Source organism: Streptomyces sp. NBC_01549 (assembly GCF_026339955.1).
Taxonomy (GTDB): Bacteria; Actinomycetota; Actinomycetes; order Streptomycetales; family Streptomycetaceae; genus Streptomyces.
Genome location: NZ_JAPEPW010000001.1, coordinates 136,099 through 158,154 on the forward strand (window position 1 = coordinate 136,099; position 22,056 = coordinate 158,154).

The following is a 22,056-nucleotide window of genomic DNA, read 5'->3' on the forward strand; positions in this document are numbered from 1 at the left end:
CCATGGCGACGACGCGGGTGAACGGCATCGACGTACACGTCCAGCGGCTGGGTCACGACAGCGGCTCCCCGCGCCCCGTCGTGGTCCTCATCCACGGCCTGCTCATCGACACTCTCGCCAGCTACTACTTCAGCCTCGCGCCGCGCCTCGCCGAGGAGGGCCTGGACGTCGTCATGTACGACCTGCGCGGGCACGGCAAGACCTCCCGGCCGCCGACCGGTTACCGGATGGAGGACTTCGTCGCCGACCTCGACGGACTGCTCGACGCGCTGGCGATCGACCGCCCGGTGCACCTGGTCGGCAACTCCTTCGGCGGCGCCGTCGCGTACGCCATGGCCGCCGCCCGCCCCGAGCGGGTCGCCAGTGTCATCGCCATCGAGGCCGAGCCGCCCGCCCGGACCTGGGCCGAGACCATGTCCGCGGGCCTGGTCGGCGAGGGGGGCGGCCTGGTAGTCCAGGAAGTCATCCAGTGGCTGCGGGAGAACCCCGGCCGGCACAACGAGCGGCCGTTCCGGGCCGCGGGCCGGGTGCTCGACGAGACCGCGCTCGCCCAGGAGCTCCCGCTCAGCGCTCTGATCGACGAGGACCTGTCCGCGATCCGCTGCCCGGTCTTCGCCATCTTCGGCGGCGCGTCGTACCTCTCCGCCCAGACCGGGACGCTGGAGGCCTCGCTCGCCGACTGCCGTACGGTCGTGCTGCCCGACCGCGGTCACTCGGTACTGGTGGAGGCCACCACGGACACCTACGCCCTGGTCCGCGACTGGCTGCTCGGCCAGGAGGCGCACACCCTGCGGGAGGCGCTCTAGATGGGCAGGTTCCTGTTCGTGGTGCCGCCATTGGTCGGGCACGTCAACCCGGCCGTGGGCACCGCGGCGGCGCTCGCCGGGCGCGGGTACGAGATCGCGTGGGCGGGCCACCCTGAACTCGTCCACGCCCTCGTCGGATCCGACGCCGTCGTCTTCCCCTGCGCCCTCCCCGAGGACGGACTCTCCCGGCCCGCCGGTCTGAAGGGACCGGCCGCGTTCCAGTTCCTCTGGGAGAGCTTCCTCGTACCACTGGCGGACGCGATGGCGCCCGGGGTGCGGACGGCGATCGAGACGTACGACCCCGATGTCGTCGTCTGCGACCAGCAGGCGGTGGCGGGGGCGCTGGTCGCCGAATCGCTCGGGCGCGTCTGGGTGACCTCCGCCACCACCTCCGCCGAACTGGTCGACCCGCTGGCCGGTATGCCGAAGGTCACGGCGTGGCTGGACGGGCTGCTGGCGGGGTTGCGGAACCGGATCTGCGACGGTTTCGGCTCGGCGGACCCCCGCTTCTCCCCGCACGGCGTCCTGGCGTACACCACCCGCGCGCTGCTCGGTCCGGCCGAACTGCCCGACCGGGTATGGCTGGTGGGCCCCTCCGTCGCCGCCCGCACCGCGAGTGGCGACGACTTCCCCTGGGACTGGCTGGACGCATCACCTCTGCCCGTCGTCCTGGTCAGTCTCGGCACGGCCAACAACGACGCCGGGGCCCGTTTTCTGAACGCGGCCGCGGAGGGGCTGGGCGAACTGGTCGGCCTAGTACGGGCGGTGCTCGTGGATCCCGGCGGGCTGGTCGAGGCGCCGGTCCCCGACAACGTCCTCCTGCGCCCCCACGTCCCCCAACTCGCCCTCCTCCCACGCCTCGACGCGGTCGTCTGTCACGCCGGGCACAACACCGTGTGCGAGGCGCTGTGGCACGGTGTCCCGCTCGTCGTGGCGCCGATCCGGGACGATCAGCCCATCGTCGCCGGGCAGGTCGTGGACGCGGGTGCAGGGGTACGGCTGCGGTTCGGCCGCGCGGACGCGGCCAGGATCCGCGCGGCGGTCGAGACGGTCCTCGACCCGGCCGAGGGCCACCGGAAGGCGGCCGAGGCCGTCGGGGAGTCCTTCCGCGCCGCGGGCGGCAGCGCCTCCGCCGCCGCCCGTCTCGAAGCGCTGGCGGCTGGTTCGGACGTGACGGGAGGACGAGGCGACGCATGAGCGACAACGGCACGCCCGAGCACCGGCCGACAGCCGACCGCCCTCGTCCCGGCCCGGACCAGGACCAGGACCAGGACCAGGACCAGGACCAGGACCACGTTGCGACAGCGCCCGAGTCGCCGTGGCCCGACCCGACCGACGCCGCACCAGAACCCGAACCGGCCGCGCCGGACCCGCCCACCGGCTCGCTCGTCGCTCTCGTCGCCTACGCCCGGCCCCACTGGCGCGTGCTGCTCCTCTCCCTCGTGCTCACTCTCCTGGCCAGTGTGTCGGGGCTGGTGCAGCCGAAGTTCGCGCAGGCGATCCTGGACCGGCTGGACGGCGGCGGCAGCGTGGTCGCGCCGGTCGCGCTGCTGGCCGTGTTCCTGGTCGCGGGCGCCCTGCTCACCGGTCTCAACGCCTGGCTCCAGCAACGGACTTCGGAGCGGGTGGTGCGAGAGGTGCGGCGTGCTCTCGTGCACCGTCTGATCCGGCTGCGGGTCGCCGAGCTGGACCGGCGGGCCCCCGGCGACCTGATAGCCCGCGTCACCTCCGACAGCACGCTGCTCAAGAGCGCCGCCACCGAGGGCCTGATCATGACGGTCAACGGCGTCCTGACCTTCGCCGGGGCACTGTTCATGATGGCGACGCTCGACGCGCGTCTGCTCGGCGTCACGCTGCTGGTGCTGACGATGGTCGGTGTCGTGATCACCGTCGTCCTGCCCCGCATCAAGGCCGCCGTGGCCCGCTCCCAGGCGTCCGTCGGAGCGGTCGGCGCCGTCCTCGACCGCACCCTCGGCGCGGCCCGCACGGTCAAGGCCAACGGCGCCGAGGGCCGCGAGACGCGCACCGCCGAGGACGCGGTCGACGAGGCGTACGCCGCCGGGCTGGTCGGCGCCCGTTACAGCGCCCTCGTCACCATGGTCGGCGGCGCCGCCATCCAGACCGCGTTCCTGGTGGTGCTCGGCGTGGGCGGCACCTTCGTCGCCCACCACTCGATGTCGGTCTCCGAACTGATCGCCTTCCTCCTGTACGTCTTCTTCCTGGCGAGCCCGGTGTCGCAGCTGGTCGGCGGCGCGGCCCAACTCCAGCAGGGGCTGGGCGCGGTGGGCAGGATCCAGGAGGCGGGCGCGCTGCCGGTCGAGGACGACATCGACACGGCCGAACCCGCGCACACCCCCGCCCACGCCGCACCACCGGCCGTCGAACTGACCGGGGTCGAGTTCACCTATCCCGGCCGCGCTCCGGCCCTGCGCGGCGTGAGCTTCACCGTTCCCGGGGGCACCCGGACCGCGCTGGTCGGTCTGTCGGGCGCGGGCAAGACCACCCTCTTCTCCCTTCTCCAGCGCTTCTACGAGCCGACCGCGGGCACGATCAGGATCGGCGGCCAGGACATCGCGGCCCTGCCGCGCGCCGAGGTCCGGCGCCGGATCGCGTATGTCGAGCAGGACTCCCCCGTGATGGCCGGCACCCTCCGCGACAACCTGCTGTACGCGGCGCCCTCGGCCACCGGGGAGCAGCTGGCCGAAGCCCTGGCCGTCACCCGCCTCGACGGCCTCCTCGCCCGCCTTCCCCACAGCCTGGACACGCCCATGGGCCCGCGCGGAGTCACCCTGTCCGGCGGCGAACGCCAGCGCCTCGCCATCGCTCGCGCCCTGCTGCGCCGGCCCCAGGTGCTCCTCCTCGACGAGGCGACGGCCCAGCTCGACGCCCGCAACGAACAGGCCCTCGGCGAACTCGTCGCCCGCACCGCGGGCCGCTGCACGGTCCTGCTGATCGCCCACCGGCTGTCCACGGTCACCGACGCCGACCAGATCGTGGTCCTGGAACACGGCGACGTCCGCGCCGTGGGCACCCACCGCTCCCTGGTCGACGACGACGACCTCTACCGCGAACTGGCCGCCACCCAACTCCTGGCCGCCGAACCGGCCGAGCACCCCGTCAGCGCAGCGTCAACCGGTACGTCAGCGGTGAGCGCCCCGTGATCAGTACCCGCACCCCGTCCGGGGTCAGGGAGCCGCTCAGCCACGCGTAGCGCTCGCCCGGGTCGACCACCGCCGGCTGGCGGCCGCCCTTGCCGTTGCCGGGGCCGAAGGTGATGTGGTCGGTGCCGACTGTGTAGGTGGCCTCGCCGGTGACGAGTTGGAAGGTGTCCGGGGAGCCGGGGACGGGTTCGAGGCCGTCCCCGGTCAGGGTGCCGCCGGGGCGGAAACAGAGTTCGAGGGCGAGCGGGCTCGCGCAGCCCTCGCCGGAGAGGTCGAAGGAGATGTCCCAGGCTCCGGTGCCGACCTCACGGACCAGGACTTCGGTGCGGAGTGTGCGGTACTCCTTCGGGCGGTGCGGGAAGTCCATCGCGGACCAGAAGCGGCTGTCGTCGCTGAGGGCGTAGGCGCCGTCGGGGCGGCGGTGCTCGGGCGGCAGCGGGTGGTGGAAGGCGCCACGGACCTCGGCGTGCAGCCGCCAGCCCTCGTCCGTGCGTTCCAGTCCCTCCGACCGGAAGTGGCCGAGCGCGAAGAACCGCGGGGCCAGCCGGAGCGAGTCGAGGATCGCGGCGCCCTTGCGCATCTTGAAGAAGGTCGGATTGGTGGACAGACCGGACGAGATGGCGTGCAGTTCCGGGAAGTCGGTACCGCCGAAGATGCTCGCTGTGTGCGTCCCGCGGCGCACCCGGACCAGGCGGCTGCTGTCGTCGTGGTGCTCGAAGTCGTCGGGCAGGGAGGTCACTTCGGGCAGCGGGGCGGCGAGTTCCGGCTGGTCCAGGACCTGGGCGAGGCGTTCGCCGGCCGGGGTCTCGCCGAAGGTCTGGCCGGTGCCGCGCTCCTGGAGCAGCGCGGCCACCGCCGCGAACCGTCCGTCGCCGTCGCGCAGCGCCATCTCCCGGTACTGGAGCCAGAACTCGGGCAGATGCCGGACCCTCGTCTGGTCCTGGCGGCGTGAATGGACCGTCTCCACCTCGCCGTTGGGCTCGATGACGTACAGGTTGGCGGCCAGGTTGTCGCGTACGTTCGTGTAGAGGTCCGTGCGTCCGTAGTGGCGGGCCAGCACGAGCAGCGCCGGATTGGTCACCGCTGCCGAGTAGATGGGGCTGCGTTCGCTGTACTCGCCGCCGGGCAGCTGGTCGATGCCCTCGGCGAGCCAGCTCTCGATGCGCTCGGGGTAGGCCGGGTCGGGCCAGCGGGCGTGGATGCGGGCGAGGGCCGCGCAGACCAGCCATCGGTGGTTGGCGGTGTGCACGCCCCCGGTGGCGAGGGAGGGGCCCGCGAGGCGCAGGATCCGCTCGATCGTCGCGCGCAGCCCGGTGGTCGGCTCGTGGGCGTCCTCGTCGAGCAGGTGATGAATCAGGTTGAGGTCGACGACCGAGAAGGCGGTGTCCGCCGGGTTGCCGTCCGCCCCGTGCTCCCACAGCCCGTTGTCGTACTGCTCCTCGGCGAGCGCGTCGGCGAGTTCGGCGGCGGGGCCGAGGAGCGCGACGGAGTGGTGGTAGGCCGAGCCCTCGTGCACGTACACCGAGACGAGCGTGCGCAGCGAACGGGTGGCGGCGCGGGCCTCGCCGCCGTCACGGAGTTCGACGAGATCGGCGGCGTACCCGTCGAGGACGGCCTTGGCGCTGGTCTCGGCGGTCGCGGTGAGCAACTCGACGAACGCGGTGTCGAGGGGGACGCCGGCGTCCGCGAGGGCGGCGAGGAAGGTCTTGCGGGGTGTCACTGGGGCTCCTCCCCCTACAGAAAGCGCTTGCACACGGAGTGACCCTACTTAATGTGTGGATGTCACTACAAGCCCCGTACGAGCGGAGACCGCACAACCCCGGACACTCCTGTACACACGGGCGAGGGAGGCCACGGCGGCGGGGGTGTCGTTCGAGAGCGGACTTCGCGTCCGGTCGAGGGCGCTACTGGACGTCCGACCGGGAGTTTCTCCGGAACCCGGACGCCACAGGGACCCCTATACATGCGGTGTATACACCAGATGTAGAGTCTCCGCATGCCTTCGCTGACCATGAAGATGAGAAGACCGGGGATCAGGTTGCGTTCGACGGCCGCCTTTCTGGCGGCCGTTTCGCTTGCCCTGCCGTTGACGGGGTGCACGACCCTCCACACCACCGCGCCGGCCGCCGCCCGTGCGCAGGCCGCCGCCGGCACCCCGGCGAAGTTCGGAACGGTGGACTGCCGCCAGGCCAAGTGCATCGCGCTGACCTTCGACGCCGGGCCGAGCGAGAACTCGGCCAAACTCCTCGACGTGCTCAAGGAGAAGCAGGTCCCGGCGACCTTCTTCCTGTTGGGCAAGCGGCACATCGAGAAGTATCCGGAGCTCGTCAAGCGGATGGCCGCCGAGGGACACGAGGTCGCCAGTCACACCTGGGACCACAAGATCCTGACGGAGATCAAGCCGGCGGAGATACGCGAGGAGTTGGAGAAGCCCGACGACGCGATAGAGAAGCTCACCGGAAAGCGGCCGACGCTCATGCGCCCGCCGCAGGGGCGGACCGACGACACCGTGCACAAGATCTGCCGCGAGCTCGGCCTCTCGGAGGTCCTGTGGAGCGTGACGGCCAAGGACTACAAGACGTACGACCCCAAGGTCATACAGGAGCGCGTGCTGAAGCAGTCGACCCGGGACGGGATCATCCTGCTGCACGACCTCTACCCGGGCACCGTGCCCGCGGTGCCCGGGATCATCGACGCGCTCAAGGAGCGGGGGTACGTGTTCGTGACCGTGCCGCAGCTGCTGGCGCCGGGGAAGGCGAAGCCCGGTACCGTCTACCGCCCCTGATGTCCGCGTGTCAGCTCAGCCGCACCGGCAGCACCCGGTAGCCGTGGCCGATGAAGGACTCGGCGAGGCGGGCCGGACCCTGTGTGTCGTCGAGGCCCAGGCCCGGGAAGCGGGCGAAGAGCGCGGGGAGCGCGAGGGACGCCTCCAGGCGGGCCAGCGGGGCGCCGATGCAGTAATGGACGCCGTGGCCGAAGGCGAGGTGCTCCTTGTCCGCACGGGTCAGGTCGAAGCGGCCCGCGCTCTCGCCGTGCCGCAGGGGATCGCGGCCCGCCGCCGCGTACGTCGCCAGGATCGCGTCGCCCCGCGCGATCAGCGTGCCGTCGGGGAGCTTGATGTCCTCGACGGCGTACCGCAGCGGGAGGTTGGCGATGGAGGGGGCCCAGCGGAGGGTCTCCTCGATCACCTCGCTCCAGGGGATCTCGCCGTTCTGTACGCGGAGCAGCTGCTCGGGGTGGGTCAGCAGGGCGTGCACCGCGTTGCCGATCAGGTTGACGGTGGTCTCGTGGCCCGCGCCGATGACGAGGAGGAGGGTGTCGATCAGTTCGCTCTCGGCGAGTTGCGAACCCTCCTCGTCCCGGGCCGTGATCAGGGCGGTGGTCAGGTCGTCGCCCGGCCGCTCGCGCTTGGCGGCGACCAGTCCGGCGAGCAGTTCATGGACTTCCCGGTAGGTCGCCATGGCCTGTTCGGGGGTGATGGTGGTGTCCATGTTGGCCTCGATGAGGCGTGCGATATCGGCGCGCCGGTCCTCGGGCAGGCCGAACAGCTCGCAGATCACCTGCATCGGAAGCGGGTGCGCGTAGGCGGACCGCAGGTCGACCCGCCCGTCGGGTGCCTCGGCCATCCGGTCGAGCAGCGTGGCGGCGAGTTCCTCGATGCGGGGCTTGAGCGCGTCCGTGCGGCGTTTGGTGAACGCGGGCGAGACGAGTTTGCGCAGCCTGCGGTGGTCGGCGCCGTACGCGGTGAACATGTTGGTGACGCCGACCCACAGGGTGATCCAGCTCTCGCGGTACTCGCCCTCGATCCAGGCGGGCCAGTGCTGGTTGGGATCCTTGGACACCCGGTCGTCGGCGAGGAGTTGCCTGAGGGTCTCGTACCGGGTGGGCGCCCAGGCCCGTATGCCGCCCGGCAGTTCGATGAGGGCCGCGGCGCCGCGGCCGCGCAGCAGATCCGCCTCGCCGTGGAGGTCGGCGCCCGCGGGGTCGATGACGTAGGGCTGGTCCGGCACGTGAACTCCTGCTCTCTGGACCGGTCGGCCGTCGAGGTCCCCGGCACCTCGGACGACCGCTGGATCATGGGGGACGCAAAGCAAACGGGGAGCGCTCCCCGGATAGCCTGGTGCCTGGCGGACGGCATGTCAACAGCGTTGGAATGAACGGGAGTTACCCTGCGGCCGAGCCGAAATCGACGGGCGGCCGGTCGGGCGGCGCGGTTGGCATCGCGCGCCGGGCACCCGGGACGAGGCCGCCGTGGTCCGCCGGGAGGCCTGCGCCGCGCCGCTCTCCGCGCCCGCGGAATCCGAGGCCTCGGACGCGCTCGCGGCGACGGTCCATATTTCGGGCAGCTCTACGACGTAGGGCGGCACCGCCGGAAAACGGACACGGACACGACGTACTGACCCGCGGGGCCGTGGGTGGGTCGGGGCCGTGCCGGTACGTCGAGCCCGTCGCCGCCGGATCAGACGTTGCCCTGCGGGGAGCCGCTTCCAAAGTCGAACGTAAGTGACGGGCTCGCCACGTACCGGCACGGCCCCTTCCGTGCGTCGGCCGCCTACGATCGGCCCGTGGCCCTCTTCCAACTGGAGTACGCGTCCTCCTGTCCCGTCGAGGAGAGCTGGCGTCGCCTCACCGACTGGCCCCGGCACGCCGCCGTCGTCCCGCTGACCCGGGTCACCGTGCGCACCCCGCCGCCGACCGGCGAGGGCACGGTGTTCGTCGCCCGGTCGGGGATGGGTCCGGTGGCCTTCGACGACCCCATGGAGGTCGTCATCTGGCGACCGCCCCTGGACGGGAGCGCGGGAAGGTGCCGGCTGGTCAAGCGGGGCACGTTCGTCACGGGGTGGGCCGAGATCGAGGTCCGTCCGGTGACCGGCGGGGGCTCGCGGGTGCTCTGGCAGGAGGATCTGAACGTACGGTGGCTGCCGCGGTTCCTCGACCGGCCACTGGGGTGGGCGGGACGGTGGATGTTCGGACGAGCGGTGGAAGGCCTGCTGCGGCCGGCTTCCCCAGGGGCCGCCTGACGACGGCCCGTCTCCGGTCTCGGCCGCGCCGCCCGGGACTCTGACGCTCCGTGCCCGTGACGGATCCCACACCATTGCATGAATCGGGATAATTGTAGGCTTTGCATCATGAATGCACGGCTGGCTCTGCTCAGCGCAGTGGAACCCGGTGTCGTGGAGAGTGAAGTCTTCCGGCTGACGCTCCAGCACGCGGTGGGGGAGCTTGGCGCCCTGGGGGGCATGATCCATCTACGGGGTCCCATGTCCGCGCTGCGCCTGGTGTCGGCGGCCGGTCTTCCCGCCGCCCTCACCCGGCCCTGGGAGATCATCGACCAGGAAGGCCCGCTGGCCCCGGCCCGGGTCCTGCACCAGGGCCGGGGCGTGTGGGCTCCGACGGAATCCGGCGAACAGCCCGTCTCCGCCGGATCCGGCGCGGTCTCATGGCCCGGGACCGGGCTGGCGTCGGTGCCGGTGTTCTACGGTGCCCGCGGTATCGGCGCGCTCACCGTGGTGATGGGCGACCAGGGGGAGCCGACCGTCGAGCAGTGGGGTTTCCTCCAGGCCGTGATCGCCTGGACCGAGGAGCGCATCCGCCAGGCACCGCCGCCCGCTCGGCACCTCCGGGAAGAACTGAGCGGTGGCCTGCTGCGGCAGGCTCTGAAGGAGGTCCCGGTCGGCTCGTGGGACTGGAACGTCCAGACCGGCGAGCTGGTCTGGGACGAGGCCGCCCTGGAGCTCTACCGCACCAGTCCGGCCGATTTCACCGGCAGGATCGAGGACTGGATGAGGATCGTCCACCCCGACGACCTGGCGCCGACCCTGAGAGCGGCGGACAGAGCCCTCCGGCACCGTACGGTGTTCGAGGCCGAGTACCGGGTGCGCCGCCAGGACGGCACCTACGGATGGACCCAGACCCGCGCCCGGGCGACCTACGACGCTCAAGGCGAACCCGTACGAATGATCGGCATGGGATGGGAGACCAACGAGTCCCGCTCCGCCCTCGACGCGCTCAGCCGGGCTCTTCGCCACATGAGTGACGGCTTCCTCGCCGTGGACGACCACTGGCGGATCCTCTTCCTGAACCTGGCGGCGGAGCACATGCTGGGCTCCTCCGAGGAGGAGGTGTTCGGCCGCGTTCTGTGGGAGCTTCCCTCCGTCCAGCAGGTCCCCGACCTGGAGAAGCGCTGCCGGGAGGCCGCCGCCGCGCAGCAGCCCGCCGGCTTCGACATGGAGGCCCCGAACACCGGGCGCCTCCTCCACCTGCGGCTGGTCCCGGGACCCGACGGCCTCACCCTCTACTTCACCGACGTCACCGACAAGCGGCGACACGAGGCCGAACGCGCCGCCGCCCAGCACGCCGCCACCGAGCGCGCCGCCCGGATCGCCGAGCTGACCGCCTCCCTCGCCAAGGCGACGACCTCTCGGGACGTGGTGGAGGCGGTCGCGCGGCGCGTGCTGCCACCGTTCGGCGCCTCCGGTCTTCTGGTGCAGATCATCGAGGGCGACCGGCTGTACAACGTCGGGGCCGTCGGCTATCCACGCGCCTTCCTCGACTCGATCAACGGCGTCCCGCGGGTGGTCCACGACCCGTTCTGGGACACGATCCTGTCCGGCACACCGCTGTTCCTCCGCTCGCGTGCCGAATACACGACCCGCTACCCCAAGCTTGTCGCCCGGCCGACCCAGGGGCGCAAGCAGGCTTGGGCGTTCATGCCGCTGACCGCGTCCGGCCACACGTTCGGGGTGGGTGTGGTCTCCTTCGACCAGCCGCGCCGTCTCACCGACGAGGAGCGCACCCTGCTGGCCACGATCAGTGCCCTCGTCGCGCAGGCCCTGGAGCGGGCCCGGCTCTACGACGCCGAGCACACCCGTTCCCAGGAACTCCAGCGCAGCCTGCTCCCCAGCGGCCTGCCCGAACTGCCCGCGTGCACCGCTGCCGCCCGCTACCTCCCCGCCGGTCAGGGCATGGACGTCGGCGGCGACTGGTACGACATCATTCCCCTGTCCGGCGGTCAGGTCGCCCTGGTCGTCGGAGACGTGATGGGCCACGGGCTGCCCGAGGCGGCCACCATGGGGCGGCTGCGCACAGCCGTGCACACCCTGGCCGACCTCGAACTTCCCCCCGACGAGATCATGAGCCACCTCAACGACATCGTCGGCGGCATGGCCGAGGAGTCCTACGCCACCTGCCTGTACGCGCTCTACGACTCCACCACCCAGATCTGCTCCGTCGCCCGCGCCGGGCACCCCCCGCCCGCGGTGGTCCATCCCGACGGCAGTGTGCACTTCCCCGAACTCACCCCCGATCCGCCGCTCGGCGCGGCGGAGCCGCCCTTCGAGACCTTCGAGATGACCGTGCCGGACGGGAGCCTCCTCGTCCTGTACACCGACGGCCTGGTCGAGTCGGCCACCCGCGAGATCGACGACGGCATGGCCGAACTCGCCCGGCTGCTGCGGGCCGCGCACGAGGGTTCCGGCGAAGTGGCCGCCGACCTGGAGCGCCTCTGCGACACCGTCACCGCCGGACTGCTGCCCGCCGAGGACTCCACCGCCGACGACGCGGCCCTCCTCGTCGCCCGCCTCCACGCGCTGACCGACGACGACATGGCTTCCTGGCCGCTCCCCGAGGACCCGCGAGCGGCCGGGGAGGCCCGCTGTCACGTCCGCGAGCAGCTCCACACCTGGGGCCTGGACAACCTGACGCCCACGACGGAACTCCTCGTCAGCGAGCTGGTCGGCAACGTCGTGCGCCATGCGAAGGGACCGGTGCGGCTGCGCCTCCTGCGCGGCCCCGAGCTGGTCTGCGAGGTCTTCGACGGGAGTCTGACCATGCCGCGCATCCGCCGGGCGTCGGAGACCGACGAAGGCGGACGCGGACTCCAACTCATCACCGCGCTCTCCCGGCGCTGGGGCACCCGCTACACGGCGACCGGAAAGTGCATCTGGACCGAGCAGCCGCTGCTCGGCCCGGACAGCCCGGCAGGCCCGTCGGCCGACGTCCTGGACCTGCCGCTGCTGGACTGCGAGGAGTTCGCCCGAGACCTGGAAGCGCTCACTTCCGGCGACCAGGAACTGCCCGGCTCGGCCCCCCAGTAGCCGCCCCGCGCCGCTCCGCCGACCCGGCTCAGGCCACCGACCCGATCCGCCGCGCCGCAGCCGACGTCGCGTCGTGGTGGATCGGTGTGTGCGCCCCGGTGAGTGACACCCCGCTTCCCCCGCGCCGGTCGGCCACGATCTCCGAGGCGATGGACAGGGCGGTCTCCTCCGGGGTGCGGGCGCCCAGGTCGAGGCCGATGGGGGACCTGAGGCGCGCCAACTCCAGCTCGGTGATGCCGACTTCGCGCAGTCGGTCGTTGCGGTCCAGGTGCGTGCGCCGGGAGCCCATCGCGCCGACGTACGCGACCGGAAGCCGCAGGGCGAGCCGCAGCAGCGGTACGTCGAACTTGGCGTCGTGGGTGAGGACGCACAAGACGGTCCGGGCGTCCACCTCCGTGCGCTCCAGGTACGTGTGGGGCCACTCGACGACAATCTCGTCGGCGTCGGGGAAGCGGGTGGCGGTCGCGAAGACCGGGCGGGCGTCGCACACCGTGACGTGAAATCCCAGGAACTTGCCCATGCGGACCAGCGCCGACGCGAAGTCGATCGCGCCGAACACGATCATGCGCGGCGGCGGCACGGACGACTCGACCAGAACGGTGAGCGGTGCTCCGCAACGGGAGCCCTGCTCTCCGATCTCCAGGGTGCCGGTGCGGCCCGCGTCCAGGAAGGCGCCCGCCTCGCCGGCCACCGTGCGGTCCAGCTCGGGATGGGCGCCGAAGCCACCCTCGTACGAGCCGTCGGGGCGGACGAGCAGCGCGCGGCCTCGCAGTTCGGCGGGTCCGCCGACGATCCGCGCGAGGGCCGCCGCCTCCCCCGTCGCGGCGGCGGCCAGCGCGGAGCCGAGCACCGGCCGGTCGGGGTCGCCCGCCCTGACCGGAGTGACGAGGATGTCGATGATGCCGCCGCAGGTCAGACCGACGGCGAAGGCGTCCTCGTCGCTGTATCCGAAGCGCTCCAGGACGGTCTCGCCGTCCTGGAGCGCCTGCCGGCACAGTTCGTAGACCGCGCCCTCCACGCACCCGCCGGAGACCGAGCCGATCGCCGTGCCGTCGGAGTCGACGGCGAGTGCGGCGCCGGGTCGGCGGGGCGCGCTGCCGCCGACGGCCACCACGGTGGCCACGGCGAAGTCGCGTCGCTGCTCGACCCACCGGTGCAGCTCTTCGGCGATGTCCAGCATGTCTCGGTCTCCTTAACAGGGGGTGCGTGGAGGGTCGTCGACCGGAAGGGGTGGGTCAGTGCACGCCCATCCAGCTCTCGATCGGGTTCAGGTTGAAGAAGACGAGGAAGATCGCCGTCAGGCTCCACATGAATGCCCCGATCTCCCGGGCCTTGCCCTGGGCGATCTTGATGGCGACGTACGACAGCACTCCGGCCGCGACGCCCGCGGTGATGGAGTACGTGAACGGCATGACGACGACGGTCAGGAAGACCGGGATCGCGGTGGCGCGGTCGGCCCAGTCCACATGGCGGGCGTTCATCATCATCATGGCGCCGATGACGACCAGCGCCGCCGCCGCGACCTCGCCGGGGACGATCGCCGTCAACGGGGTGAAGAAGAGGCAGGCCGCGAAGAACAGGCCCGTGACTACGGAGGAGAGGCCCGTACGGGCGCCCTCGCCGACCCCCGTCGCCGACTCGACGAAGACCGTCTGGCCCGACGCGCCGGCGACACCGCCGACCGCTCCGCCCGCGCCGTCGATGAACAGCGCCTTGGACAGACCCGGCATCCGGCCCTTCGCGTCGGCGAGTCCGGCCTCCGTGCCGACGCCGATGATGGTGGCCATCGCGTCGAAGAACCCGGCGAGGACGAGCGTGAAGACGATCATGCCGACCGTCATCACGCCGACATCGCCCCAGCCGCCGAACTCGACCTTGCCGAAGAGTGAGAAGTCCGGCATCGAGACCGCGCCGCCGTGCAGTTCGGGGGCGCCGCTCGCCCACTGCTCGGGGGCGATGACGCCGAGGGCGTTGAGGACCACGGCGAGTACGGTGCCGCCGACGATGCCGATCAGGATCGCGCCGGGAATGCCGCGCGCCTGGAGCATGAAGATGGCGAGCAGGGTGGCGGCGAAGAGCAGGACCGGCCAGCCGGCGAGTTCACCGGCCGGGCCGAGGGTGACCGGGGCGGACTTCCCCTGGTGCACGAATCCGGCCTTGTAGAAGCCGATCAGCGCGACGAACAGGCCGATGCCCATGGTGATGGCGTGCTTCAGTGCCAGCGGGATCGCGTTCATGATCATCTCGCGCAGGCCGGTGACGACCAGCAGCATGATGACCGCTCCGTAGATCACACACATGCCCATGGCCTGCGGCCAGGTCATCTGGGGGGCGACCTGCGAGGAGAGCACTCCGGAGACGGAGAGCCCCGCGGCGAGAGCCAGGGGCACCTTGCCGAAGAAGCCCATCAGGAGTGTGCTGAAGGCCGCCGCGAACGCGGTCGCGGTGATCAGCGCGTTCTGGCCGAGCGTGTGACCCGCCGCGTCCTTGCCGGACAGGATCAGGGGATTGAGCAGGAGGATGTACGCCATCGCCATGAAGGTGGTGACGCCGCCGCGCACTTCACGCGCGACCGTGGATTCCCGCTGGGATATGTGGAAGTAACGGTCGAGCCAGGACCGCCCGGCCGGGACGCGGGTACCCGCACCCGCGTCATCGGCGACGGTCCTGGGCTCCATTGACTGCTGGGTCATGGTGCCATCTCCCAAGGTTCACAGGGGCACCCGCGTCAGCGACCACGGTGGTCGCTGCGGGATTTGGGATGGTGCACGATCCGGGGGACGGCCCGAGACGAACAGAGGGTTACTTGCCGGTCAGGTGCTCGGGACGTACCGGCGTCCTGTCGAGCTCCAGACCCGTCGCGTTCCGGATCGCCGCGAGGACGGCCGGGGTGGACGACAGGGTCGGGGCCTCGCCGACGCCACGGAGCCCGTACGGGGCGTGGTCGTCGGCGAGTTCGAGCACGTCGACCGGGATGGTCGGCGTGTCGAGAATCGTGGGGATCAGATAGTCCGTGAAGGAGGGGTTCTTCACCTTCGCGGTCTTGGGGTCGACGATGATCTCCTCCATGACCGCGATGCCCAGGCCCTGGGTGGTGCCACCCTGGATCTGGCCGACGACGGACTGCGGGTTGAGCGCCTTGCCGACGTCCTGGGCGCAGGCCAGCTCGATGACCTTGACCAGCCCGAGTTCGGTGTCGACCTCGACCACCGCGCGGTGCGCGGCGAACGTGTACTGGACGTGGCCGAAGCCCTGTCCGGTGCGCAGGTCGAAGGCCTCGGTCGGGCGGTGCCGCCACTCGGCCTCGATCTCGACGGACTCGTCGCCGAGCACGTCCACCAGGTCGGCCAGGACCTCGCCGCCGTCGGTGACGACCTTGCCGCTCTCCAGGAGCAGCTCCGCCGTCGCCCAAGCGGGGTGGTACGTGCCGAACTTGCGGCGGCCCAGCTCCAGGACCTTCTCGCGGACGAGCTCGCAGGAGTTCTTGACGGCGCCACCGGTGACGTACGTCTGCCGCGACGCGGACGTCGAACCGGCGCTGCCCACCTGGGTGTCGGCCGGCTGGATGGTCACCTGGGCGACGCCCAGCTCGGTGCGGGCGATCTGCGCGTGGACGGTGACACCGCCCTGGCCGACCTCGGCCATCGCGGTGTGCACGGTGGCGACCGGCTCGCCGCCGACGACCTCCATACGGACCTTGGCCGTCGAGTAGTCGTCGAAGCCTTCGGAGAAGCCGACGTTCTTGATGCCGACCGCGTAGCCGATGCCCCGTACGACGCCCTCGCCGTGCGTGGTGTTGGAGAGGCCGCCCGGCAGCTGCCGTACGTCGGCCGCCTCGCCGGCGGTGAGCCACTGCTGCTCCGGCGGCAGCGGCATCGCCTTGACCCGGCGCAGGAGTTCGGCGACCGGGGCCGGTGAGTCGACGACCTGCCCGGTCGGCATGACGGTCCCCTGCTCCATCGCGTTGAGCTGACGGAAGGCCACCCGGTCCATGCCCACCTTGTCGGCGAGCTTGTCCATCTGGGCCTCGTAGGCGAAGCAGGCCTGGACCGCGCCGAAGCCGCGCATGGCGCCGCAGGGTGGGTTGTTGGTGTAGAGGGCGATGGCCTCGATGTCGACGTCGTCGACGACGTACGGGCCCGCGCCCAGTGAGGAGGCGTTGCCGACGACCGCCGGGGAGGCGGAGGCGTAGGCCCCGCCGTCCAGCACGATCCGCGCCTTCAGATGGGTGAGCTTGCCGTCCTTGGTCGCTCCGTGCTCGTAGTAGAGCTTCGCGGGGTGGCGGTGGACGTGCCCGAAGAAGGACTCGAAGCGGTTGTAGACGATCTTCACGGGCTTGCCGGTGCGCAGGGCGAGCAGGCACGCGTGGATCTGCATCGACAGGTCCTCACGGCCGCCGAACGCGCCGCCGACACCCGAGAGCGTCATCCGGACCTTGTCCTCGGGCAGGCCGAGGACCGGGGCGATCTGACGCAGGTCGGAGTGCAGCCACTGGGTGGCGATGTAGAGGTCGACGCCACCGTCCTCGGCGGGCACGGCGAGACCGGACTCCGGGCCGAGGAACGCCTGGTCCTGCATGCCGAAGGTGTACTCGCCCTTGACGATGAAGTCGGCCCTCTTGGCGGCCTCGTCGGCGTTACCGCGGACGATCGGCTGGCGGTGCACGATGTTCGGGTGCGGGACGTGGCCGATGTGGTGGTCGGTGCGGCCTTCGTGGACCAGGACCGCGTCCGGCGCGGTCGCGGACACCTCGTCCGTGATGACCGGCAGCTCGCGGTACTCGACCTTGATCTTCGCGGCGGCGCGGCGCGCGGTCTCCGGGTGGTCGGCGGCGACGATCGCGACCGGCTCACCGTGGTGGCGGACCTTGCCGTGCGCGAGGACCGGGGTGTCCTGGATCTCCAGACCGTAGTTCTTCACGTCCGTCGGTAGGTCGTCGTACGTCATGACGGCGTAGACGCCGGGCTGCGCGAGGGCCTCACCGGTGTCGATGGACACGATCTCGGCGTGCGCGACGGTGGAGCGCAGGATCTGACCCCACAGCATGTCCTCGTGCCACATGTCGGACGAGTACGCGAACTCGCCGGTGACCTTGAGGATGCCGTCCGGGCGGAGTGTCGATTCGCCGATGCCGCCCTTGGTCTTGGAGTCCTGTGTGAGGTTGGTGGGTGTACCCGTGGTTCCCATGGTCAGACCGCCTCGGACTGCCGGGCGGCCGCGAGGCGGACCGCGTCCATGATCTTCTCGTAGCCGGTGCACCGGCACAGGTTGCCGGAGAGCGCCTCGCGGATGTCCGCGTCGGTCGGCGTCGGATTGCGTTCCAGCATCTCGTCGGCGGCGACCAGCAGACCCGGGGTGCAGAAGCCGCACTGGACGGCGCCGGCGTCGATGAACGCCTGCTGGATGGGGGAGAGTTCTCCGCCCTCGCCGGTGTGGGAGTCCTGAGGCTTGGACTCCCAGCGCCTGGCCTCGTCCAGCGAGGTGCCGCAGGAGCCGGTGGCGCAACCGCCGTGCTCCGCGCGCTGTTTGGCGAACTCCGCGAGGCCCTCGACCGTGACGACCTCGCGGCCCTCGACCTGACCGGCCGCGACCAGACACGAACACACCGGTACGCCGTCCAGGCGGACCGTGCAGGAACCGCACTCGCCCTGCTCGCAGGCGTTCTTGGAGCCGGGCAGACCCAGGCGCTCGCGCAGCACGTACAGCAGGGACTCGCCCTCCCACACGTCGTCGGCTTCCTGGGGACGGCCGTTGACCGTGAAATTGACGCGCATTACGCGACTCCCTCCGTGGTGGCGGCGGTGCCGCGGTACGACTCCCAGGTCCAGGTCAGGGTGCGGCGGGCCATGATGCCGACCGCGTGGCGGCGGTAGCTCGCGGTGCCCCGGACGTCGTCGATCGGGTTGCAGGCGGCGGAGCAGAGGTCCGCGAACTGCTTGGCCACCGACGGGGTGATGATCTTGCCGTTGTCCCAGAAGCCGCCTTCCTCGAGCGCCGCGTTCAGGAACTCCTCGGCGACCTTGGCGCGGACCGGGGTGGGCGCGGCCGAGCCGATGCCGGTGCGGACCGTACGCGTCTCGGGGTGCAGGGCCAGACCGAAGGCGCAGACCGCGATCACCATCGCGTTGCGGGTGCCGACCTTGGAGTACTGCTGAGGGCCGTCGGCCTTCTTGATGTGGACGGCGCGGATCAGCTCGTCGGGCGCGAGCGCGTTGCGCTTCACGCCGGTGTAGAACGCGTCGATGGGGATCAGCCGCGATCCCCGTACGGACTCGGCCTCGACCTCGGCGCCCGCCGCGAGGAGGGCGGGGTGGGCGTCACCGGCCGGGGAGGCGGTGCCGAGGTTGCCGCCGACGCCGCCACGGTTGCGGATCTGCGGGGAGGCCACGGTGTGGGAGGCCAGGGCCAGGCCGGGGAGTTCGCCGCGCAGGTTCTCCATGATCCGGGTGTACGGAACGGAGGCGCCCAGGCGCACGCTCTCCTCGCCGACGTCCCACTCGCTCAGCTCGCCGACGCGGTTCAGATCGAGGAGGTACTCGGGCCTGCGGTGATCGAAGTTGATCTCGACCATCACATCGGTGCCACCCGCAATCGGCACAGCGGTGGGGTGCTCGGCCTTCGCGGCGAGCGCCTCCTCCCAGCTGGCGGGGCGAAGGAAGTCCATGAGTGGCTCTCTTCTTCGTATCGTGGGTCGTTCTGATCAAGCCAGATCGTGTGCGGCGGCTCGGGCTCGTTCATGAGGTGTTCACGTGGAGTGAGGTCAGTACACAGCTCTGTCCTCCACCGGGGTCAGTCACCGAAACCATGAAGGAGTTGGCTGGCCAGGGCGCTCATCTTGTAGATTCGTATGAACGGAGGTCATCAGTAACCTCCTCGTTTTCCTCTGGAAACGAGAAGAAACAACCAGCACACGCTGGGACCAGGGAGTACGGCTCGCGGACCCGCTCGCCCATTGCTCACCTTCAGACCCATCGTAGATTTCGAGACAAGAACGGCGGCGACGAGAATGCGGCTGCGCGCACTGCTGGACACCGACGCGCTGGGCCTGCGGCTGCTCGGCGGCGAGGACGAGCTGGACCGCACCGTACGCGGTGTGATGACCACGGACCTCAAGGACCCCAGCCGCTATCTTTCCGGCGGCGAGCTGGTCCTCACCGGCCTCGCCTGGCGGCACGGCGCCGCGGACTCCGAGCCCTTCGTACGGATCCTCGCGGCCGCCGGGGTCGCGGCCCTCGCCGCCGGTGAGGCGGAGCTCGGCGACGTCCCCGAGGACCTTGTCCTGGCCTGCGTCCGGCACCGGCTGCCGCTGTTCGCCGTGCACGAGTCGGTGGCGTTCGCGACGATCACCGAGCATGTCGTACGACAGGTCTCGGGCGAGCGCGCCGGGGACCTGGCGGCCGTGGTGGACCGGCACCGACGGATGATGACCTCCGGCCCGGCGGGCGGCGGCCCCGACGTGGTCCTCGACCTGCTCGGCACCGACCTGGACCTGCGGGCCTGGGTGCTCTCCCCCACCGGACGCCCGATCGCCGGTTCGAAGCTCGCGGGGGCCGCGCTGCCCGCCGACGTGTCCGCGCAGCTGGCGGGCGAGCACCTCGCGGCGGCCCGCACCGGGCGGCGCGGGCCGCACCGGGTGATGGTGGGCACGACGGCGTACTCCCTCTTCCCGATCCGCTCCTCCGGGCGCTCCGCGGGCGCCTCCCGCGATGTGCGCGAGACGGTGCTCTCCGACTGGCTGCTCGCGGTCGAGGCGGACGCCGCGGAGTGGCCCGCGGAGCGGCTCGACCTGCTCCAGGGCGTCACCCAGCTGATCGCGGTCGAGCGGGACCGGCGGGACGCGGCGCGCACGGTACGGCGCCGGCTCGCGCAGGAGGTCCTCGAGCTGGTGCAGACGGGGGCCGCGCCCGCGGAGATCGCAGCCCGGCTGCGCGTCGCCGCGCCGGTGCTGCTGCCCGGGCTCGGCGCGGCACCGCACTGGCAGGTGGTGGTGGCCCGCGTCGAGTGGGACGACGGCCGGATCGAGGGCGGGCCGGTCGCCCAGTCGCTCCTGGAGGAGATCCTCGTCGACCCGCTGACCAGCGGCCCCGAGCACTCCGATCGGATCGCCGCCGCCCATACGGGTGAGGAGGCGATCGCGCTCGTACCCCTTCCGGCGGTTTCCTCGGAGCACGACGGCTCCGAGTCGGGCGTCCTCGCGGACGCGCTCCTGGAGGCCGTACGTGACCCGCTGTCGGCCGGCTTGAACGACGACGGGCGGCTCACGCTCGGCGTCAGCGCCGCCGTGCACTCGGCCGAGGGGCTGCGCGGCGCCCTGGAGGAGGCCCGGCACGCGCGCCGGGTCGCCGCCGCCCGCCCCGGCCCCGTCTGCGCGGCCGGACACCAGGAGCTGGCCTCGCACGTCCTCCTGCTGCCCTTCGTCCCGGACGACGTACGCCGCGCCTTCACCGCGCGGCTCCTGGACCCCCTGCGGGAGTACGACCGCCGCCACCGCGCCGAACTCATCCCTACCCTGGAGGCGTTCCTCGAGTGCGACGGCTCCTGGACGCGCTGCGCCACACGGCTCCACCTGCACGTCAACACACTGCGCTACCGGGTGGGCCGCATCGAGCAGTTGACGGGCCGGGACCTCTCCCGCCTCGAGGACAAGCTCGACTTCTTCCTGGCGTTGCGCATGAGCTGAGGTCATGGGTCCGTGCGGCGCGTGTCAGCAAGTGACGCACCAGTCCCACGACTTTGTGAAATCCTTCACCCACCCTCTTGGCCGGGTGCCGTGATCCGTGCTGAGATGCCACCACTCAACAGCTCGATGGCGTGCTCGGGGAGGGCAACGTGGCGCATTCCGCCATGTCTGGTTCCGGAACGAACGCAGGGAACGATCCACTCCAGACCGCGGTATGGCGGCTGCGCTCACGCGCCTGCTGGGTCGACGCGGCCGCACTGCTCCAGCCCGGGACGGCGGGTCCTGCGCTGCAGAGAGCCTCGCTCCTCGTCGAGCGGTGCCTGTACACCGAGCAGGGCTGGCCCGAGGCCGAGGACGCGCTGCGGACGGCGGAGGCGGTGGCCCAGAGCGACGACGAGCGCGGGGCGGCGGCCTGTGAGCGCGGGCAGCTCGCGTACGCGGCCACGCTGCTCGGGGTGCGCGACCGGGCGGACGAGGCGCGGGCCGCGCTCGGACGGGCCGCGGCGCTGATCGCCCCGGGGGCACCGGGGCGGGCGCTGCTCGACTTCCGGCGCGGGCTGCTCGCCGAGAACCTTGCGCAGTCGCCGCAGGCCGCGCGGGCCGCGTACCGGCGTGCCCACGCCGGTGCTGTCGCCCTGGGCGACCCCCTCCTGCTCTCCTTCACCTGGCGGCACCTTGCCGGACTCGCCCTGCGGGACGGGGAGTTGGCCGAGGCGCGGCACGGGTTCGGTGAATCCCTGCGGATTCGGGAGGAGTTGGGGTACCTGGTGGGGACGGCTCCGGCGTTGGCCTCGCTCGCTGATGCCGAGGTAGAGCCGGAGGCGTCTCGGTTGCGGGCGGAGGCGGGACGGTTGTTCCGGTTGCTCGGGGGTGTGCCCACCTGGTTGGCCCGGCAGTTGACCCCGCCTGCCGCAACAGCGTGACCGCTCCGCTCGAGGGGCAGTCGCGCCCCTGGAGTCAGCTGCTCTGGACGTGTGCCAAGAGGTTGCGGGCGAAGTGCTCCACCGTGGTGCGGAGTTCGGGGTCGTGGGCGACGTAGACCACGACCCCGACGAGGACGATCAGGGCCAGGACGCCGCGCAGCCCGCCGCCCCGGGCGCCGGTGTGCGGCACGGGACGGTGTGTGTGCGGTGCGCCGACGTGACGGGCATGGGCCCGGGCCATGTCGTGCGCCTCGCGGTGGTGGCGTACGTGGTTCTGGTGGATCTGCTGGGCCTGCTGTGCCTGTTGCATCGCCTGCCAGGACGGGTCGGGCATCGTGGTCTCCCCCGGTTCGCTGCTGCTACCGAGGGGCACGCGTGCGGGGCCGTTCG

The 22,056-nt window shown here is 71.5% G+C and carries 16 protein-coding genes; 8 read left to right on the forward strand and 8 right to left on the reverse strand.

The features are described 5' to 3' along the window. Positions 1 to 2 precede the first annotated feature (2 nt). From OG819_RS00595 to OG819_RS00605, 3 genes are read left to right on the forward strand one after another with little or no spacing between them, the layout of a single operon-like run. On the forward strand, positions 3 to 806 hold the full coding sequence (locus tag OG819_RS00595) for an alpha/beta fold hydrolase (protein WP_266630242.1): 804 nt from the start codon (positions 3 to 5) through the stop codon (positions 804 to 806). Continuing rightward, positions 807 to 2,003 carry a glycosyltransferase gene (locus tag OG819_RS00600; RefSeq protein WP_266647425.1) on the forward strand — a complete coding sequence of 399 codons (1,197 nt, stop codon included), beginning with the start codon at positions 807 to 809 and terminating at the stop codon, positions 2,001 to 2,003. After that, entirely contained in the window at positions 2,000 to 3,967 is a 1,968-nt protein-coding gene (locus OG819_RS00605; protein ID WP_266647427.1) for an ABC transporter ATP-binding protein, read from the forward strand. Before OG819_RS00600 ends, OG819_RS00605 begins: the two co-directional genes overlap by 4 nt. Here OG819_RS00605 and OG819_RS00610 read toward each other — a convergent pair. After that, positions 3,924 to 5,687, reverse strand: a complete 1,764-nt coding sequence (locus OG819_RS00610; protein WP_266647428.1) for a hypothetical protein — start codon at positions 5,685 to 5,687, stop codon at positions 3,924 to 3,926. The two genes, OG819_RS00605 and OG819_RS00610, sit on opposite strands and share 44 nt — an antisense overlap. A 297-nt stretch (positions 5,688 to 5,984) precedes the next feature. Here OG819_RS00610 and OG819_RS00615 point away from each other — a divergent pair, with 297 nt between their 5' ends. Further along, positions 5,985 to 6,752 (forward strand): polysaccharide deacetylase family protein, encoded by a 768-nt coding sequence (locus tag OG819_RS00615; protein WP_266652510.1) that lies wholly within the window; start codon positions 5,985 to 5,987, stop codon positions 6,750 to 6,752. Positions 6,753 to 6,762: 10 nt separating this feature from the next. Here OG819_RS00615 and OG819_RS00620 read toward each other — a convergent pair whose 3' ends face one another. Next, complete coding sequence (locus OG819_RS00620) at positions 6,763 to 7,977, reverse strand: cytochrome P450 (protein ID WP_266630233.1); 1,215 nt, start codon at positions 7,975 to 7,977, stop codon at positions 6,763 to 6,765. Positions 7,978 to 8,532: 555 nt separating this feature from the next. Between OG819_RS00620 and OG819_RS00625 the strand changes: the two genes are divergently transcribed. Then, a complete protein-coding gene (locus OG819_RS00625; RefSeq protein WP_266647430.1) occupies positions 8,533 to 8,988 on the forward strand; it encodes an SRPBCC family protein in 456 nt (151 codons plus the stop codon). Positions 8,989 to 9,096: 108 nt separating this feature from the next. Further along, complete coding sequence (locus OG819_RS00630) at positions 9,097 to 12,063, forward strand: SpoIIE family protein phosphatase (protein ID WP_266647432.1); 2,967 nt, start codon at positions 9,097 to 9,099, stop codon at positions 12,061 to 12,063. A 28-nt stretch (positions 12,064 to 12,091) separates the two neighbouring features. Here OG819_RS00630 and OG819_RS00635 read toward each other — a convergent pair whose 3' ends face one another. From OG819_RS00635 to OG819_RS00655, 5 genes are all read right to left on the reverse strand, one after another. After that, positions 12,092 to 13,243, reverse strand: a complete 1,152-nt coding sequence (locus OG819_RS00635; protein WP_266647435.1) for an XdhC/CoxI family protein — start codon at positions 13,241 to 13,243, stop codon at positions 12,092 to 12,094. 55 nt (positions 13,244 to 13,298) lie between these two features. Then, positions 13,299 to 14,756: an NCS2 family permease gene (locus OG819_RS00640; protein WP_266647437.1), complete on the reverse strand. Its 1,458-nt coding sequence runs from the start codon at positions 14,754 to 14,756 to the stop codon at positions 13,299 to 13,301. Between the two features lie 109 nt (positions 14,757 to 14,865). Further along, on the reverse strand, positions 14,866 to 17,250 hold the full coding sequence (locus tag OG819_RS00645; protein WP_266647439.1) for a molybdopterin cofactor-binding domain-containing protein: 2,385 nt from the start codon (positions 17,248 to 17,250) through the stop codon (positions 14,866 to 14,868). 2 nt (positions 17,251 to 17,252) lie between these two features. Further along, positions 17,253 to 17,837: a (2Fe-2S)-binding protein gene (locus tag OG819_RS00650; protein WP_067375648.1), complete on the reverse strand. Its 585-nt coding sequence runs from the start codon at positions 17,835 to 17,837 to the stop codon at positions 17,253 to 17,255. Then, a complete protein-coding gene (locus tag OG819_RS00655) occupies positions 17,837 to 18,727 on the reverse strand; it encodes a xanthine dehydrogenase family protein subunit M (protein ID WP_266647441.1) in 891 nt (296 codons plus the stop codon). Before OG819_RS00655 ends, OG819_RS00650 begins: the two co-directional genes overlap by 1 nt. A 342-nt stretch (positions 18,728 to 19,069) precedes the next feature. Between OG819_RS00655 and OG819_RS00660 the strand changes: the two genes are divergently transcribed. Beyond that, positions 19,070 to 20,743 carry a PucR family transcriptional regulator gene (locus OG819_RS00660; RefSeq protein WP_266647443.1) on the forward strand — a complete coding sequence of 558 codons (1,674 nt, stop codon included), beginning with the start codon at positions 19,070 to 19,072 and terminating at the stop codon, positions 20,741 to 20,743. A 149-nt stretch (positions 20,744 to 20,892) separates the two neighbouring features. Then, a complete protein-coding gene (locus OG819_RS00665) occupies positions 20,893 to 21,666 on the forward strand; it encodes a hypothetical protein (protein WP_266647444.1) in 774 nt (257 codons plus the stop codon). A 34-nt stretch (positions 21,667 to 21,700) separates the two neighbouring features. Here OG819_RS00665 and OG819_RS00670 read toward each other — a convergent pair whose 3' ends face one another. After that, on the reverse strand, positions 21,701 to 22,000 hold the full coding sequence (locus tag OG819_RS00670; RefSeq protein WP_266647446.1) for a hypothetical protein: 300 nt from the start codon (positions 21,998 to 22,000) through the stop codon (positions 21,701 to 21,703). Between the last annotated feature and the right edge of the window lie 56 nt (positions 22,001 to 22,056).

Bases quoted from the DNA above. Each gene is read 5' to 3' on its own strand.
- OG819_RS00660 (WP_266647443.1), top strand. From the start codon at position 19,070: ATGCGGCTGCGCGCACTGCTGGACACCGACGCGCTGGGCCTGCGGCTG.
- OG819_RS00615 (WP_266652510.1), top strand. From the start codon at position 5,985: ATGAGAAGACCGGGGATCAGGTTGCGTTCGACGGCCGCCTTTCTGGCG.
- OG819_RS00600 (WP_266647425.1), top strand. From the start codon at position 807: ATGGGCAGGTTCCTGTTCGTGGTGCCGCCATTGGTCGGGCACGTCAAC.
- OG819_RS00670 (WP_266647446.1), bottom strand. From the start codon at position 22,000: ATGCCCGACCCGTCCTGGCAGGCGATGCAACAGGCACAGCAGGCCCAG.
- OG819_RS00645 (WP_266647439.1), bottom strand. From the start codon at position 17,250: ATGGGAACCACGGGTACACCCACCAACCTCACACAGGACTCCAAGACC.
- OG819_RS00655 (WP_266647441.1), bottom strand. From the start codon at position 18,727: ATGGACTTCCTTCGCCCCGCCAGCTGGGAGGAGGCGCTCGCCGCGAAG.
- OG819_RS00630 (WP_266647432.1), top strand. From the start codon at position 9,097: ATGAATGCACGGCTGGCTCTGCTCAGCGCAGTGGAACCCGGTGTCGTG.
- OG819_RS00605 (WP_266647427.1), top strand. From the start codon at position 2,000: ATGAGCGACAACGGCACGCCCGAGCACCGGCCGACAGCCGACCGCCCT.
- OG819_RS00595 (WP_266630242.1), top strand. From the start codon at position 3: ATGGCGACGACGCGGGTGAACGGCATCGACGTACACGTCCAGCGGCTG.
- OG819_RS00650 (WP_067375648.1), bottom strand. From the start codon at position 17,837: ATGCGCGTCAATTTCACGGTCAACGGCCGTCCCCAGGAAGCCGACGAC.
- OG819_RS00635 (WP_266647435.1), bottom strand. From the start codon at position 13,243: ATGCTGGACATCGCCGAAGAGCTGCACCGGTGGGTCGAGCAGCGACGC.
- OG819_RS00640 (WP_266647437.1), bottom strand. From the start codon at position 14,756: ATGACCCAGCAGTCAATGGAGCCCAGGACCGTCGCCGATGACGCGGGT.